This window comes from Pseudomonas fluorescens, assembly GCF_902497785.1.
GTDB classification, from domain to species: Bacteria; Pseudomonadota; Gammaproteobacteria; order Pseudomonadales; family Pseudomonadaceae; genus Aquipseudomonas; species Aquipseudomonas fluorescens_BO.
Map to the genome: position 1 here is coordinate 270,757 of NZ_CABVHK010000001.1, position 16,759 is coordinate 287,515.

Sequence of the window (16,759 nt, forward strand, 5' to 3'; positions counted from 1 at the left end):
ATGAACAGCTTCACAGACCTGAATAACGAAGCGGTGTTGCAATTCGGCCCGTACGCGTTCCACTGGCAACAACGGCTGATTCTCGACGGTGACCGGCCGCTGCGCATGGGCGGTCGCGCCCTGGATATTTTGCAGGTGCTGGTGCAGTGCGCAGGCGAGGTGGTGAGCAAGGACGAACTGATCAGGCGGGTCTGGCCGACGTCCGTGGTCGAGGAAATCAACCTTCGCGTGCACATCGCCGCGTTGCGTCGCGCCTTGGGCGACGGGCAGAACGGCCAGCGCTACATCGTCAACATTCCCCAGCGTGGATACAGCTTTATCGCTGCGGTGCAGCGGGTGCCCGCAAGCACGCTGGCCTCGATCGATACCGCGCACAAACCTCAACACAACTTGCCCGCGCGGCTCACGCCGGTCACCGGTCGCGACTCGATTGTCGGCAGCCTGGTGCGCCAGTTGCCGGTTCGACGCTTCATGACCCTGGTCGGTCCCGGCGGCATCGGCAAGACCACCGTGGCGTTGCGTGTGGCCGAACTGCTGCTGCAGCACTATCGGGACGGCGTCTGGCTGGTGGATCTGGCCGCCATCGATGATCCGGCGCAAGTGGTCGATCAACTCACCCGAACCCTGGAACTGGAGGTCGGGACAACACTCGATGCGTTGACCCGGCGCCATACGTTGCTGGTGCTGGATAACTGCGAACACTTGCTCGAGCGTTGCCGGACGTTGGTTGAAGCGTTGCTGCACACCGCGCCACGGCTGTCGATCCTGGTCACCAGTCGCGAACCGCTCCAGGCGCTGGGGGAAACGGTCCAGCGCTTGTCGCCGCTGGCGGTGCCTCCGGCTTCGGCGTTGCACAGCGTCGCCGAGGCCATGGGCTATTCGGCCGTGCAGTTGTTCGTCAGCCGAGCCCGTGCCCGCCAGCAAGGGTTCGTCCTGCGCGAACAAGACATCGAGGTGGTGGGGGACATCTGTCGCCGGCTCGATGGTTTGCCGCTGGCGATTGAGCTGGCCGCCGCGCAAATCGACGCGTTGGCACTGGTGGGCTTGCAAGCCCAACTCGATAACTGCCTGCAACTGCTGACCCAGGGCCGGCGCACCGCGGTGGCCCGGCATCAAACCTTGAAAGCGGCGCTGGACTGGAGCTACGAACAGCTCAGCCCGCTGGAACAAACGGTGTTGCAGCGCTTGGCGGTGTTCAAAATGGCGTTCACCCTGGACGCGGCGATTGGCGTGATCTGTTGCGCGGTGCTGCTGCCCGGGCGTCTGATCGAAGGGGTGGAAAGCCTGGCGTTGAAATCGCTGTTGTCCATGGAGCAGGGGGGCGGTCTGACCCTTTACCGTTTCCTCAACACTACCCGCACCTACGCCGAGGAAAAACTCGAACACAGCGGTGAGTTGCGTGACGTAGAACGACGTTACGCCCGTTACATCAGCCGCACCCGTTAATTTAACTGTAGGAGCGAGCTTGCTCGCGATGGACTTGAGAGCGATGCGTGCATTCAGAGAACACGCGTCATCGTTAACGTCCATCGCGAGCAAGCTCGCTCCTACAGAAAAAACAGTGCCTTCAGGTGAGCATCTGGCTCTGCAACGCGTCGAGTAACCGCCGCACTTTCGTCAGGTCCGGGGTGGCGAAACCTTCGGTGAAGCGCTGGTAGATCGGCGCCAGCAGCGCGTGGGCTTGCCGGTATCGACCCTGGCCCTGCCAGACTTCGGCCAGCGCGGTGGCGCTGCGCAATTCCCAGGCGAGGGCACCCTGGTGTTTTGCCACGTTCAATGCGCGGATCAGCACGGCCTCGGCCGCTTCGGTTTGCAGCGGGCAGTCCTCGGCGAGCAGCGCATTGGCCCGGGCGCGCAGAATTTCCGCAGTGCTCCAGCCCGCCGTGCCCATGTCCGCCCTGAGCAATAAATCCTCATCGACGAAAGCGCCGTCCAGCGTGACCATAATGTCTTTGATCAGCCCCACGCCGGGTTGCAGCGGCGAGTGTGTCTCGGTGCGGTCGATCACCTGCGCATAGTGCCGGGCCCACGTGTAGAACAGCAGCACCGAGTGTTTCTGCGCTTGTTCCAGCAGTTGGCGCAAGAGTGCGCGAGCGGTGCGGGTATCGCCGTTGTAATGCGCGATCAGGCAACCGGCCAGCGCCAGGGTGTAGCAGATGGAGGTGCCGTGATCGATCTGCAGCGCTATGTCCAGCGCCTGCCGGGCGGTGCGCCAGGCCTGTTCCGGTTGGCCCTGAACCCAAAGGATGCGCGCCAGAATCGTCAGGGCGGCGACGCTCTGATCGTAGTGCACGCCAAAACCATGGGTGAAGCGATTGAGTTGTCCGCTCTGGGCCATGCGCTGCAGCACCTGCTCGGCATCTGTCCGCGCCTGTTGCTGGTCGCCGGCAAAGTGCAGGGCCAGCACCCGCAAGCGGTGGGAACTCAGAGACAACAGCGCATCGCCGTTCAGCCCCAGCTGGTCAAATTGGCGACTCTGCTCAAGCGCCGTTTGATAGTGGGCGCAACTGAGATTGACCGCCAGGTGCCCGGACACCGCGCGCAACTGACCGGCCAGATCGTTGCACTCCCTTGCGAGGTGGCTGGCGCTGACGAAGGCTTCGATGGTTTCCGTCGACCCGCCCTGAGTGTGATAGCAGGCGCTGCCGAGGGCGAGCTTGAGGGCCATTTTCAGCCGTGGATCCGGTTCGGGCGTGGCGTCCAGCAAGGCCAGTGCCTGGCGCACGTACACGCCATGCTCCTTGAGCAGCGACATTTCCTGCCACAGTGGCGCCGACGCCGCAGTGAGGCGGATCGCCAAGGCTTGCGGCCCCTGTGCGTTCAAGCCCCAGTCGAGCGCCGAGCGAATGTCCTCCAGACCGCGCGCGTAACGCTCGATCCACGTCCCCGTCGGGATCAGTTCCCACTCCTGCTGGGCCTGGCGCATCAAGGCCAGGCAGCGCTCGGCGTGACGTCCACGGGTATCGGGCAGATCGGCGGCCTGATCGAGTTTTTCCAGCGCGTAACTGCGCGTGGTGTCGAGCAAACGGTAAAACACTTCTTCATCGCCGACTTCCACGTTCAGCAGCGACTTGGCCACCAGTTGTGTGATCGAGCCAAACACTTCTGCGGGTTCGATCTGTTCGCCGACGATCACCGCCGCCGCCGATTCGAGGGTGAAGCCCCCCCTGAACACACCCAGTCGGCGCAGGCAGGTTTGCTCGCAAGCACTGAGCAGCTCGAAGCTCCAGTCCAGCGTGGCGCGCAACGTCTGGTGCCGGCCCAGGCTGGCGGGACAACCTTGAGTGAGCAAGCGAAAACTGCCTTGCAGCTGCAGGAGCAATCCGCTCACGCCGAGGACGCCGACTTGCGCCGCCGCCAATTCGATCGCCAGTGGAATGCCGTCCAGACGCCGGCAGATTTCAATCGCCAGCGGCAACTCGTCGTCGCTCAGTTCGAAACTGTCATGGCTGGCCATCGCCCGTTCGACGAACAGCTGTAGCGCCGAAAACGTCAGGGCCTGCGCGCGGTCGAGCACGGCGATCGGGGGAGGGCAGTCCAGCGAGTCCAGACGCTGCACGTATTCACCTTCGGCGCGCAGGCTCTCGCGGCTGGTGGCCAGAATATGGACCCCGGGCGCGGCGCGCAGCAGGCTTTCGCTCAGCAGGGCGATGGCCTCGACCAGGTGTTCGCAGTTATCGATGACGAGCAGTATTTGCCGGTCGCGCAAATAGGCGGCGAGGCCGCTCATGGGTTCGGCGTCGTGCAATGACAGTTCAAGCAAGGTTGCCAGGTGAGCGGTGATCATCGACGGATCATTGATCGGCGCCAGGTCCAGCAGGCGAATGCCGTCCCGGTAGCGCCCGATCAATTGCTCGGCGACGCGCAGGGCCACGGTGGTTTTGCCGATCCCGCCGGGGCCGACCAGGGTAACAAAGCGCTTGCGCGGCAGTTGCAATACCAGGCTGTCGACGATGAACTGGCGCCCGATCATCCGCGTCCGCCGCACGGGCAGGTTGTGGCCGCTCGGCGCGGTGGCTGCGCTGGCCGGTTGTTGCCCGACGTCCTCAAGCGCATACGGCGCCACAAAACTGTAGCCACGCTGGGCTACGGTAACGATGTAGCGCTGGCCGGCCTGGCCATCGCCGAGGGCCTTGCGCAACGCGGCCATGTGCACGCGCAGGTTAATGTCCTCGACGACGCTCTTGGGCCAGACCCCGGCGATGAGTTCCTGTTTGCTGACCACCTTCCCGGCGTGTTTGAGCAGGATCAACAGAATGTCCATGGCCCGCCGCCCCAGGCGCAATGGCTGGTCCGCCTCCATCACCAGACGTTGTCCGGGATAGATCCGGTAAGGGCCGAAACGGATGGCCTGTGAGGGGGAAAGGGTCAACGGGGAACTCCTGCTTGCAGCCGTCTGGTACGCGGTTTCCGAGCATATTCGTCAGGTTTGGCCCCGCCAAGCAAAAATTAACAACGTTTAACTCGTGCAGCCGCATGTCCACAGCCAAGACTCTGCTGATTCAACGCCCGCCGCACGGGGCTTGTGCACAACCTGTGGGAGCGAGCCTGCTCGCGAAAGCACCGGCACATTCAACGCCGTTGTTGCCTGATGCAACCCCTTCGCGAGCAGGCTCGCTCCCACACTTCGGCGCGCCGACTGACATAGGTAGCGCACACCGATTTGATTCATCCCGACACTCGCCAAGGAGACATCGCATGAGCACCTTCACCACCCGAGACGGCACCGAAATTTACTACAAGGACTGGGGCACCGGTCAGCCGATCGTCTTCAGCCATGGCTGGCCGCTGAACGCCGACAGCTGGGAATCGCAGATGATCTTCCTCGCCTCCCAAGGCTACCGGGTGATCGCCCATGACCGCCGTGGCCACGGCCGCTCCAGCCAGCCATGGACCGGCAACGACATGAACACCTACGCCGACGACCTGGCGGAGTTGATCAAACTGCTGGACCTGAAAGACGCCGTGTTGTTCGGCTTTTCCACCGGTGGTGGTGAAGTGGCACGCTACATCGGTCGTCATGGCACCGGCCGCGTGGCGAAGGCCGGGCTGATTTCTTCGGTGCCGCCGCTGATGCTCAAGACCGAAGCCAATCCCGGTGGCCTGCCGATCGAGGTATTCGACGGCATTCGGGAAGCGTCCCTGGCCGACCGTTCGCAGCTGTACATCGACCTCGCCAGCGGTCCGTTCTTCGGCTTCAACAAACCGGACGCCAAACCTTCCCAGGGCATGATCGACTGGTTCTGGATGCAGGGCATGACCTCCGGCCACAAGAATGCTTATGACTGCATCAAGGCGTTCTCCGAAACCGACTTCACCGACGACCTGAAAAAGTTCGACATCCCGACGCTGGTGGTGCACGGCGACGCGGATCAGGTGGTGCCGATCGAGGCCGCCGGCATTGCTTCGGCAAAACTGGTGAAAGGTTCTACGCTGAAGATCTACCCCGGCGCGCCCCATGGCTTGACTGATACCCATAAAGATCAGCTCAACGCCGACCTGCTGGCGTTCCTCAAGGGTTGATGTGCCCGGCGCGGACGTAGAGCCGCGCCGGTTTTTTGCTCCTGATGAGCCGAATCCTTCGAGAACCTGACGATGAAAAAGCTGACCAACGCCACCGGCGCCCCGGTGGCAGACAACCTCAATATTCAGACCGCCGGCCCTCGTGGGCCGGCGTTGTTGCAAGACATCTGGCTGCTGGAAAAGCTTGCCCATTTCGACCGGGAACTGATTCCCGAGCGCCGCATGCATGCCAAAGGTGCCGGGGCTTATGGCACCTTCACCGTCACCCATGACGTCACGCGTTACACCAAAGCCAATATCTTCAGCTCAGTGGGCAAGGAAACCCCGCTGTTCGTGCGTTTTTCGTCCGTGGCCGGCGAGCGTGGCGCGGCGGATGCCGAGCGCGATATCCGTGGCTTCGCGGTGAAGTTCTACACCGACGAAGGCAACTGGGACATCGTCGGCAACAACACGCCGGTGTTTTTCTTTCGCGATCCGCTGCGTTTCTCCGACCTCAACCACGTGGTCAAACGCGACCCGCGCACCGGCCTGCGCAACGCTACCAGCAACTGGGATTTCTGGACCCTGCTGCCGGAGGCGCTGCATCAAGTGACCATCGTCATGAGCGATCGCGGAATTCCCACCAGTTTCCGCCACATGCACGGCTTCGGCAGTCACACCTTCAGCCTGATTGACCGCGACAATCAGCGGGTGTGGGTGAAATTTCACTTTGTCTGCCAGCAGGGCATCGAAAATCTCTCGGACGCCGAAGCTGCAGCGGTGGTCGGCCAGGACCGCGAGAGCAATCTGCGCGATCTGTACGAGGAGATCGAGCAAGGTAACTTTCCGCGCTGGAAACTGTGCATTCAGGTGATGGAAGAGCAGCAGGCGCTGAACTATCGACACAACCCGTTCGACCTGACCAAGGTCTGGCCGCACGGTGAATTCCCGTTGATTGAAGTGGGCGTCATGGAGCTCAACCGCAACGCCGAAAACCACTTCGCCGAAATTGAACAGGCAGCTTTCTCGCCGGCAAACGTGGTGCCAGGTGTGAGCTTCTCGCCAGACCGCATGCTTCAGGCGCGGCTGTTTTCCTATGGCGATGCGCAGCGCTATCGCCTGGGGGTGAACTTCAATCACATTCCGGTCAACGCGCCGCGCTGTCCGCATCACAGTTACCACCGCGACGGCGCCATGCGCACCGACGGCAATCTGGGGGGCACCGCGAGTTATTTTCCGAATAGCGTCGGCGAATGGCAGGATTCGCCGGAACTGGCCGAACCGCCGCTGCCGCTGGAAGGCTTTGCCCAGCACTACGACCATCGGCTGGAAGAGGATCATTACGAACAGCCGGGCAACCTGTTCCGATTACTCGATCCGGTGCGCAAGCAACTGCTGTTCGACAACACCGCGCGGGCCATGAACGGCGTGCCGCAGGCGATCCGCCAGCGCCATATCGACAACTGCACCAAGGCTGATCCGGCGTACGGGTTTGGTGTGGCCGAGGCGCTGGAGCGATTGGTGCCGTTGGGCTGATCGAAAAGATCAAAAGATCGCAGCCTTCGGCAGCTCCTACAGGATTGTGTGTACACCTGTAGGAGCTGCCGAAGGCTGCGATCTTTTGTTTCCAACCCACGCATTACAGCGTTGTGTGTACACCTGTAGGAGCTGCCGAAGGCTGCGATCTTTTGTTTCCAATCCACGCATTACAGCGTTGTGTGTACCCCCGTAGGAGCTGCCGAAGGCTGCGATTTTTTGTTTCCAGCCCACGCATTACAGCGTTGTGTGCACACCCGTAGGAGCTGCCGAAGGCTGCGATCTTTTGTTTCCCACCCACGCATTACAGCGTTGTGTGTACACCCGTAGGAGCTGCCGAAGGCTGCGATCTTTTGTTTCCAACCCACGCATTACAGCGTTGTGTGTACACCCGTAGGAGCTGCCGAAGGCTGCGATCTTTTGTTTCCCACCCACGCATTACAGGATTGTGTGTACACCCGTAGGAGCTGCCGAAGGCTGCGATCTTTTGCTTTGAAGCGCCCGCACTACCCGGCATCGCCACGCAAACGGGTTGATGCCTTCGCTGCGGGTGAAGATGTGGCAAAAATGCGCCTGGTCGCAGAAGCCGCATTCGAGGCTGATTTGCGTGAGGCTCAGTTCGGTGCTCTGGATCAGTTGCTTGGCCCGGGCGATACGTTGGTGACGAATCCAGTCCTGAGGCGAGAGGCCGGTGCTGCACTTGAACGCGCGGGAAAAATGGCTGCGCGAGAGGGCGCAGGCGCTTGCCAGTTCAGTCACCTCGATGGTTTCACCGAGGCGTTCGAGAATCAGTTGCTTGGCCAGGCTTTCGCGCCACGGGGTCAGGCCACCGGTGTTTTTCTTCGGCGTTGGCGTGACCGTTGTGCGGGCGATGTTGTGTTGAGATGTGGCCATGACAAGTGTCCGTGTCGGTGAGCCTCATTCTTGGTCGCAGTGCGCTGGGCGGCGAGTTAAACGTTGTTAATTCCATCAGCGCAACCGCGCTAACTCAGCACATTGCTGCAATTTCCACGGCCGGGAGGCGCGCACAATCGACCTCACCTGGCGGCGTTGTGCATGGCCGCTTTCTGATTCGATCAAGGGTGAAGGCATGAAACATTCTCTGGTTCGCGCGGTGGGCCTTACGGTGGCGCTGACGTCCGGCATTTCCATGGCCCAGGCGCCGGCGCAGGTCGGTACCCAGGTGCCCGGCTACTTCCGCCTGGCGGTGGGCGACTTTGAAGTGACGGCGCTGTTCGACGGCTACAACGACCTGTCGCCCAAACTGCTCAACGGCCTGAGCCAAAGCCAGATCCGCGCCTTGCTGGCGCGTCGTTCGATTGAAACACCGGGCGTGCAGACCGCGTTCAATGCGTTTTTGATCAACACCGGCAAGCAATTGATCCTGGTCGACACCGGGGCCGGCCAGTGTATCGGCGCAACGGCGGGCATGCTCTCGGCGAACATGAAAGCGGCCGGTTATGAGCCTTCGCAAGTCGACACGATTCTATTGACGCACTTGCACCTGGACCATATCTGCGGACTGGTCGACGGCGAGAAGCAGCCAGTTTTTGCCAATGCCACCGTCTACGCGGCGAAGGCCGAAGCCGATTACTGGCTCGACCCACAGGCGCTGGCCAAAGCCCCCGAAGGCGCGAAACCGTATTTCAAGATTGCCCAGGACTCCACGGCGGCCTATGTCGCGGCCGGACGTTTCAAGACCTTCGACGCCGGTCAGTCGCCGGTGCCGGGTGTCGAAGCGACGCTCGAAGCCGGGCATACGCCGGGCAGCACCACCTACCGTTTTTCCTCTCAAGGCCAGAGCATTCTGTTCATGGGCGATCTGGTGCATAACCTCGCGGTGCAGTTTTTGCACCCTGAAGTCTCGATCGGCTTTGACGTCAACAGTCAGCAGGCGATCAAGAGCCGCGCCCAAGTGTTCAGCGCCGCAGCCGCGAGCAAGACCTGGGTCACCGCTGCGCACTTGCCGTTCCCGGGCATCGGCCATATCGCCGCCGAGGGCAAGCACTTCCAGTGGGTGCCGGTGGAATACGGTCCTTACAAACGTGCGGCCAACGTGCCGCTGATCGAGTAAAGTCCGTCGCCTACACAAGGGAGCCGTGCCTATGAACCGTAACGATTTGCGCCGCGTCGACATGAATCTGCTGGTGATTTTCGAAGCGTTGATGTTCGAGAAGAACCTGACCCGTGTCGCTGAAAAACTGTTCATGGGCCAACCGGCGGTGAGTGCGGCGTTGGGGCGGCTGCGGGATCTGTTCGACGATCCGTTGCTGTTGCGCAATGGTCGCGGCATGGAGCCGACGGGGCGGGCGCTGGCGATTCTCAAAGAGTTGCAGCCAGCGATGGATGTGATTTCCGGGGCGGTGAGTCGGGCCAAGGAATTCGACCCGATGACCAGCTGCGATGTGTTTCGCATCGGCCTGTCGGACGATGCCGAGTTCGGGTTGTTCCCGCCGCTGCTGCGGCAACTGCAAGAAGAGGCACCGGGCATCGTGGTGGTGGTGCGCCGCGCCAACTATCTGTTGATGCCGGCGTTGTTGGCCTCGGGGGAAATTTCCGTGGGGGTGAGCTACACCACGGATTTGCCGGCGAATGCCAAGTGCAAAAAGTTGCGCGACATCCCCTGCAAAGTGCTGCGCGGGGACAAACGGCCGGGTCTGCTGACGCTCGAAGAATACTGCGAACGGCCCCATGCGATGGTGTCGTTTTCCGGGGACCTGAGCGGCAATATTGATCTGGATCTGGCCAAGGTCGGGCGCAGTCGTCGCGTGGTATTGGGTGTGCCGCAGTTCAGCGGGTTGCGCGCTTTACTCGCGGGCACGGAGATGATCGCCACCGTGCCGGATTATGCGGCGTGTGCGCTGGTTGAGGGATGTGCGTTGCGGGCGGAGGATCCACCGTTTCCCATCGACGCCGCGCAGCTGTCGATGGCGTGGAGCGGGGTGCATGACAATGACCCGGCGGAGCGCTGGTTGCGGTCGCGGATCAGTGAGTTCATGTCGAGACCTTTGCCGGTTTCGGCTTGACCGTGACGGCCCACCCATCCTCCCGGATGTACCCGAAACCCTGTGGGAGCGAGCCTGCTCGCGAAGACGGCCTGACGGCCCACTCATTCTCCCGGATGTACCCGAAACCCGGTGGGAGCGGGCTTGCCCGCGAAGAGGCCAGTACAGTCAGTATCAGCATTGCCTGACCCACCGCTATCGTCGGAACGCCGCCCGCCTACAGCTCCCATAGGGAATCTTCGTTGTCCGGCAGATCCGGTTGTTGCACAAACAGAGCACGTACATCCAATTTCCCGCACCCCCGCGCAGGCACTATCGCATGAAGTCCCGGCGCATCGACGCCGGTGGTTTTTCTTTGGTGCAGGTTACCCATGAATACTTCGCGGCGGGATCAACGAGCCGAGGATTTCGGGCTGTTTTTTTTGCGTGTCAGCGCCGGTTTGTTTCTGCTGTGGGTGCACGGTCTGCCAAAGCTGCTTGACTACAGTGCTCAACTGCAGGCCATCGAAGACCCGTTTCACCTAGGCGCAAACGTCACGCTAATGCTGGCGATTTTTGCCGAAGTGCTGTGCCCGCTGCTGATCATCACCGGGGTGTTGGTGCGTTTGGCGTGCCTGCCGGTTTTGGCGGTGCTGTTGATTGCGCTGCTGGTTGTGCATCCGCAATGGAGCCTCGAAGAAGGGCAATTCGGTTGGCTGTTGTTACTGCTGTTCACCAGCATTTTTATCGCCGGGCCTGGACGGCTGGCGCTCAATGTCCGATTCGCCGGAGCTTTGCGTTATGTCTGAATCCAACCGTTTCGAGGAAGTCGTGACCCTGGTCATCAAGCACCGGGTCAAGGCCGGTTTTGAAGTGCCATACGAAGCCTGGCTGCGCAACATTGTGAGCATCGCCGGGCGCCAGGACGGGCATTTGGGCGTGGACGTGATGCGCGGTAAAAACGCCGGCCTCGACATGTACACCTGCGTGCTGCGCTTTTGCACCACCGACGCCATGCAACGCTGGCTCGATTCGCCGCAACGACTGGCGCTGGTCAACGAAGCCGCGCCGATGCTCGCCGACGGCGACCAGACCGAGGTCAACCCGGTCAATGAATTCTGGTTCGCCCCGCAGGCAGAAACCGCCTCGCCGCCGCCGCGCTGGAAACAGGCCGTGGTGACGTTGCTGGTGATTCTGCCGCACACCTTATTGGTGCCGCTGATCTGGGGGCCGTTGCTGCAACTCAATGCCGTGCTCTCCAATTATGTGGTTGCCACGTTCCTGATCACGCTGACCATCGTCGTTTCGGTGGTGTACCTGTTCATGCCGATGGCGACGCGCTTGTTCGCGCCCTGGCTGTCCTCTTCCACTCAGCCCAAGGAAACGCGATGAGCGCCGATCTGATTTTATTCAATGGCCAGTTTCATACCGTTGACCGTGAAAACCCACGCGCCAGTGCCGTCGCGATCAGCGACGGACGCTTCGTCGCGGTCGGCACCGATGCCCAAGCCATGGCCCTGCGCGGTACGGGTACGCAGGTGATCGACCTCAAGGGACGCTGCGTCATCCCCGGTCTCAACGACTCGCACTTGCACCTGATCCGTGGCGGTTTGAACTACAACCTCGAACTGCGTTGGGAAGGCGTGCCGTCGGTGGCCGATGCCCTGCGCATGCTCAAGGAGCAGGCCGACCGCACACCGACGCCGCAATGGGTGCGCGTGGTCGGTGGCTGGAACGAATTCCAGTTCGCCGAAAAACGCATGCCGACCCTGGAAGAGCTCAATCAGGCGGCGCCGGATACGCCGGTGTTTGTGCTGCACCTGTACGACCGCGCCTTGCTCAACCGCGCCGCGCTGCGTGTCGCCGGTTACACCCGCAACACGCCGAACCCGCCGGGTGGCGAGATTGTGCGCGATGCCAACGGTGACCCGACCGGCATGCTGGTGGCGCGTCCCAATGCGATGATTCTGTACTCGACGCTGGCCAAGGGGCCGAAGCTGCCGCTGGAGTATCAGGTCAACTCGACGCGCCAGTTCATGCGCGAACTCAACCGGCTCGGCCTGACCAGTGCGATCGATGCCGGCGGTGGTTTCCAGAATTATCCGGACGATTACCAAGTGATCGAGCAGTTGGCCAAGGACCAGCAACTGACGATTCGCATCGCCTACAACCTGTTCACCCAGAAGCCCAAGGAAGAGCTGACCGACTTCAAGAACTGGACCAGCAGCGTGACCCTGCATCAGGGCGACGATTTCCTGCGGCACAACGGCGCCGGGGAAATGCTGGTGTTCTCGGCGGCGGATTTCGAGGATTTTCTCGAGCCGCGTCCGGACCTGCCGCAGACCATGGAAGATGAATTGGAACCGGTGGTTCGCCACCTCGTCGAGCAGCGCTGGCCGTTCCGTTTGCACGCCACTTACAACGAATCCATCAGCCGCATGCTCGACGTGTTCGAGAAGGTCAACCGCGACATTCCGTTCAACGGTTTGCCGTGGTTTTTCGACCACGCCGAAACCATCACCCCGCAGAACATCGAGCGGGTGCGGGCGCTGGGCGGCGGCATTGCGATTCAGGACCGGATGGCGTTTCAGGGCGAATACTTCGTCGAGCGCTACGGCGCCAAAGCCGCTGAAGCGACGCCGCCGATAAAGCGCATGCTCGCCGAAGGCGTACCGGTCGGCGCGGGCACCGATGCCACGCGGGTGTCCAGTTACAACCCGTGGACTTCGCTGTACTGGATGGTCAGCGGTCGCACGGTTGGCGGTCTTGAGTTGCACGCCGAGGGGCTGTCGCGCCAGACCGCGCTGGAACTGTTCACTCACGGCAGTGCCTGGTTCTCTTCCGAGCAGGGCAAGAAAGGCATGATCAAGGTCGGCCAACTGGCAGACGTCGCCGCCCTGAGCGCGGATTTTTTCAGTGTCGACGAAGAAGCGATCAAGTGGATCGAATCGGTGCTGACCGTGGTTGGCGGCAAGGTGGTATACGCCGCCGGCGATTTCGAAAAACTCGGGCCGGCCAGTGTGCCGGTGCTGCCGGACTGGTCGCCGGTGGTCAAGGTGCCGGGTCACTGGCGTCCGACCTCGCCGATGCAGGCGCAGGTTCACCATTGCAGCGGGCCTTGCGGTGTGCATTCCCACAGCCACGAAAAGGCGCGTTTGTCGAACGCGCCGGTCAGCGATTTTGCCGGTTTCTGGGGCGCCTTCGGCTGCTCGTGTTTCGCATTCTGACGATCACAAATAAAGCGCCGATGCACTGTGTCGGCGCCCAACGTAATACCCGTCCATCGAGGAGTTTCACATGAGCAACGTACCCTACAAACGCCTGAACAAAGACGATGCCGTTGTCCTGTTGGTCGACCACCAGACCGGTCTGATTTCGCTGGTTCAGGATTTCTCGCCGAACGAATTCAAGAACAACGTGCTGGCTTTGGGCGACGTGGCCAAGTTCTTCAAACTGCCAACCATCCTCACCACCAGCTTCGAAAACGGCCCGAACGGCCCGATGGTTCCGGAGTTGAAAGAGCAGTTTCCGGACGCGCCGTACATCCCGCGTCCAGGTCAGATCAACGCTTGGGACAACGAAGATTTCGTCAAAGCCGTCAAAGCCACGGGCCGCAAGCAACTGATCATCGCCGGTGTGGTGACCGACGTGTGCGTGACCTTCCCGACGCTGTCGGCGCTGGCGGAAGGGTTTGAAGTGTTTGTGGTGACCGACGCCTCGGGCACCTTCAACGAAACCGTGCAACAAGCCGCCTGGGCGCGCATGGCTGCGGCCGGTGCGCAACTGGTCAACTGGTTCTCCGTGGCCTGCGAGCTGCAAGGCGACTGGCGCAACGACATGGAAGGCCTGGCGAACCTGCTGTCGCCGCGCATTCCGAACTACCGCAACCTGATGAACAGCTATTCGGTGCTGGCTGCGAAGTAATCCTTCGCCCTGTAGGAGCTGCCGAAGGTTCGGGCCGCGTTCGGACGATCTTTTGATCTTTCTTTTGATCTTCAAGATCACGAAGATCACGAAGATCACGAAGATCAAAAGATCGCAGCCTTCGGCAGCTCCTACAGGGATTTATCCGCGACTCTGCAACCACCCCAGAAAACCTCCTTTCTTGATCGGCACTGGCTTGGCCATCAACGCCAGCCGACTGTTCTGCTGCCGCACCGCCTGCAATTTGTTCAACGCCCGACCCACCTCCACCCGTTGCTCCATGCACTCACGGGTCAGGGACTTGTCGATTCGGTAGATGATGCACGAAGTCAGGGTTGTGAACGTCGCCTGCGACGGTGTATCGGTGAGGATGCTCTGTTCACCCATCACCTCGCTCGGGCCCATGCGGCCGGCTTCGGTTTGCCCGGCACCGTCCGGCACTGTCGCGCTGACCACACCGGTGGCGATGACCATCAGGCTGTCCGGCACGTCACCCAATTCCAGTACCACCTGGCCCGCCGCGTACTGCTGCGCAACCATCGACTGCGCCAACCGGTCACGCTCGTCCTCGCTCAGGGAGCGGAAGATTTTCACCTCGTCGAGCAATGCACGCGCTCGGGTGGTGGGCTCAATCACGCCATCCAGCTGCCGGGAAATACCCGCCGCTTCGAGGTGCCGGTGGGCAAGGTCGAACAGTTGATTGCGGACTTCGCTTTTCTTCCCGAGTTCGGCGATAAAGCCGCTGGCCACGTATTCGGACATGGTTTCGCCGGCCTCTTTCAACAGCGCTTTCGGTGCCGGGTTGAGCAACAATTGACTGCTGCCTTGAAGCGTACGGTCCAGTGCGTCGAGCACGCGGCGTGGACGAATGTGGTTCGGCACGCGAATGCTGATCGACACGCCGTGCATGTTGTGCGGCCGGCTCAGGTTGACGATCTTCGCCTTGGCCGCCACCGAATTCGGCACCACCGCGGTACTGCCGGCGCTGGTCAGCAGGTGGGTCGCGCGCCAGTCGATGTCGAGCACTTTGCCCTCGACGCCGTCGATCATTATCCAGTCATCCACCTGATACGGCTTGGTGGTGTTGAGCACGATCCCGGAAAACACATCGCTCAAAGTGCTTTGCAACGCCAGGCCGACGACGATCGCCACCACCCCGGAGGTCGCCAGCAAACCTTTCACCGGCAGCTCCAGCACATAACCGGCCGCCGCGACGATGGCGATCAGAAACACCAGTGCGCCGATGACGTCCTGCAACAACCGACCGCTGTGGCCGATGCGCCGCATCAGTACCAGACCGATGACTTCCGTGAGCACCCGCGCGGCGTACAGCCACCAGAGAATCCCCAGCGCCGTCGCGCCCAGTTGTGCCACGCGGTCATCGGCCAACAGCGGCGCCTGCAAGGGGCTGACGCCGGCGTTGATGATCACCGCGCTGAACATCACGAACAGCGCCAGGCGCACACCGACCCGCATGACGCGATGGGTGAACGGCGCGAGGTGCCAGAGCACGGCGTCGATCACCAGCAGCAGGGCACTCAAGGACAGCAGGTGGGCGAGGACAAAGGACATGGCGGAACTCCGGCGAAAGGGTTACAGGGCAAAAGAATCGCAGCCTTCGGCAGCTCCTACAGGGCACGTCGTACACCCGTAGGAGCTGTCGAAGGCTGCGATCCTTTTGCTTTCAGGTCAGTTCAAATGCGTCTTCAGTTCCAGCGCCGCCTGACGCACCGCCGCTTTCACCTCCGGAATCTGGCTCAGCGGATTGAGCAAACCGAAGTCGTGGATCATGCCGTTGTAACGCACTGCCGTGACCGGCACACCGGCCGCATCGAGGTGGCGGGCATAGGCTTCGCCTTCATCGCGCAACACGTCGAACTCGGCGGTCTGCACCAGTGCGGCGGGCAAGCCTTTGAGCTGTTCGGCGCTGGCCTGCAACGGCGAGGCATGGACCTGCGCACGCTCCGTGGGGTTGGTGGTGTAGTTGTCCCAGAACCAATTCATCATGCCTTTGGTCAGGAAATGCCCCTCGGCAAATTGCTGGTACGAACCGCTGTCGAATTGTGCGTTGGTTACCGGCCACATCAACAGCTGGAAGCGCAGCGCCGGGGTTTTCTGTTCCTTGGCCATCAGCGCCACGACCGCTGCCATATTGCCGCCGACGCTGTTGCCGGCCACCGCGAGGCGCTTGCCATCGACGCCGATGTCTTTGCCATGCTCGGCGACCCAGCGGGTCGCGGCGTAGGCCTGGTTGATCGCGGTCGGGTAACGCGCTTCCGGCGACGGCGTGTAATCGACATACACCGCGACGGCGCCGGAGCCGACCACCAGGTCGTGAATCAAACGCTGGTGAGTCGGGTAATCGCCCAACACCCAACCGCCACCGTGGAAAAACATGAACACCGGCAACTCACCTTTGACCTTGGCCGGCCGCACGATTTTCAGGTTGATGGTCTGGCCATCGATCTTGATCGCACGGTCGCTGACGTCCACACCCGACAGGTCCACCTTCACCGAATTTTGCGCCCCGGTCAGCACCGCACGGGCGTCTTTCGGGCTCAGTTGCTCAAGCGGCTTGCCACCACCGGCGGCGAGGGCTTCGAGGAAAGCCTGAGTAGTGTGTTCGACACCCGGGCTGCCCGCGGCGAACACGTTGCCGACAGCAAGGGCGAGGAGGGAAGCGGCGAGATTTTTTTTGACGATGTTCATAAGCAAATCCTTTTAAATTTATGTAGGCGTTCCCCGTAGGAGCTGCCGAAGGCTGCGATCTTTTGATCTTTCTTTTGATCTTCAACGATCACCAAGATCAAAGA

13 protein-coding genes are annotated in these 16,759 nt (G+C 61.6%); 9 read left to right on the forward strand and 4 right to left on the reverse strand.

The annotated features are described in order from the left end of the window. A complete protein-coding gene (locus F8N62_RS01300; RefSeq protein WP_150709249.1) occupies positions 1 to 1,446 on the forward strand; it encodes an ATP-binding protein in 1,446 nt (481 codons plus the stop codon). A 121-nt stretch (positions 1,447 to 1,567) separates the two neighbouring features. On the opposite strand, the gene F8N62_RS01305 is transcribed toward F8N62_RS01300, so the two are convergent. Beyond that, positions 1,568 to 4,372, reverse strand: coding sequence for an ATP-binding protein (locus F8N62_RS01305; RefSeq protein ID WP_150709250.1), 2,805 nt, complete (start codon positions 4,370 to 4,372; stop codon positions 1,568 to 1,570). A 326-nt stretch (positions 4,373 to 4,698) separates the two neighbouring features. On the opposite strand from F8N62_RS01305, the gene F8N62_RS01315 reads away from it, so the two are divergent. Together F8N62_RS01315 and F8N62_RS01320 are read left to right on the forward strand one after the other, a co-directional pair. Further along, positions 4,699 to 5,523, forward strand: coding sequence for an alpha/beta fold hydrolase (locus F8N62_RS01315; RefSeq protein ID WP_150709251.1), 825 nt, complete (start codon positions 4,699 to 4,701; stop codon positions 5,521 to 5,523). 72 nt (positions 5,524 to 5,595) lie between these two features. After that, complete coding sequence (locus F8N62_RS01320) at positions 5,596 to 7,038, forward strand: catalase (RefSeq protein ID WP_150709252.1); 1,443 nt, start codon at positions 5,596 to 5,598, stop codon at positions 7,036 to 7,038. 438 nt (positions 7,039 to 7,476) lie between these two features. On the opposite strand, the gene F8N62_RS01325 is transcribed toward F8N62_RS01320, so the two are convergent. Continuing rightward, positions 7,477 to 7,932: a helix-turn-helix domain-containing protein gene (locus tag F8N62_RS01325; protein ID WP_150709253.1), complete on the reverse strand. Its 456-nt coding sequence runs from the start codon at positions 7,930 to 7,932 to the stop codon at positions 7,477 to 7,479. Between the two features lie 196 nt (positions 7,933 to 8,128). On the opposite strand from F8N62_RS01325, the gene F8N62_RS01330 reads away from it, so the two are divergent. The 6 genes from F8N62_RS01330 (at position 8,129) to ycaC (ending at position 13,946) form a co-directional block, all read left to right on the forward strand. Continuing rightward, positions 8,129 to 9,112, forward strand: a complete 984-nt coding sequence (locus F8N62_RS01330) for an MBL fold metallo-hydrolase (protein WP_150709254.1) — start codon at positions 8,129 to 8,131, stop codon at positions 9,110 to 9,112. A 31-nt stretch (positions 9,113 to 9,143) separates the two neighbouring features. After that, positions 9,144 to 10,064, forward strand: a complete 921-nt coding sequence (locus tag F8N62_RS01335) for a LysR family transcriptional regulator (protein ID WP_150709255.1) — start codon at positions 9,144 to 9,146, stop codon at positions 10,062 to 10,064. 350 nt (positions 10,065 to 10,414) lie between these two features. Then, entirely contained in the window at positions 10,415 to 10,831 is a 417-nt protein-coding gene (locus F8N62_RS01340; protein ID WP_150709256.1) for a DoxX family protein, read from the forward strand. Then, positions 10,824 to 11,414, forward strand: coding sequence for an antibiotic biosynthesis monooxygenase (locus F8N62_RS01345; RefSeq protein WP_150709257.1), 591 nt, complete (start codon positions 10,824 to 10,826; stop codon positions 11,412 to 11,414). Before F8N62_RS01340 ends, F8N62_RS01345 begins: the two co-directional genes overlap by 8 nt. Next, entirely contained in the window at positions 11,411 to 13,249 is a 1,839-nt protein-coding gene (locus tag F8N62_RS01350) for an amidohydrolase (RefSeq protein ID WP_150709258.1), read from the forward strand. The genes F8N62_RS01345 and F8N62_RS01350 overlap by 4 nt, the downstream gene beginning before the upstream one ends. A 70-nt stretch (positions 13,250 to 13,319) precedes the next feature. Further along, positions 13,320 to 13,946, forward strand: coding sequence for an isochorismate family cysteine hydrolase YcaC (ycaC, locus tag F8N62_RS01355; protein ID WP_150709259.1), 627 nt, complete (start codon positions 13,320 to 13,322; stop codon positions 13,944 to 13,946). Between the two features lie 141 nt (positions 13,947 to 14,087). On the opposite strand, the gene F8N62_RS01360 is transcribed toward ycaC, so the two are convergent. Further along, entirely contained in the window at positions 14,088 to 15,518 is a 1,431-nt protein-coding gene (locus F8N62_RS01360) for a mechanosensitive ion channel family protein (RefSeq protein ID WP_150709260.1), read from the reverse strand. 117 nt (positions 15,519 to 15,635) lie between these two features. Next, positions 15,636 to 16,655, reverse strand: coding sequence for an alpha/beta hydrolase (locus F8N62_RS01365; RefSeq protein WP_150709261.1), 1,020 nt, complete (start codon positions 16,653 to 16,655; stop codon positions 15,636 to 15,638). Between the last annotated feature and the right edge of the window lie 104 nt (positions 16,656 to 16,759).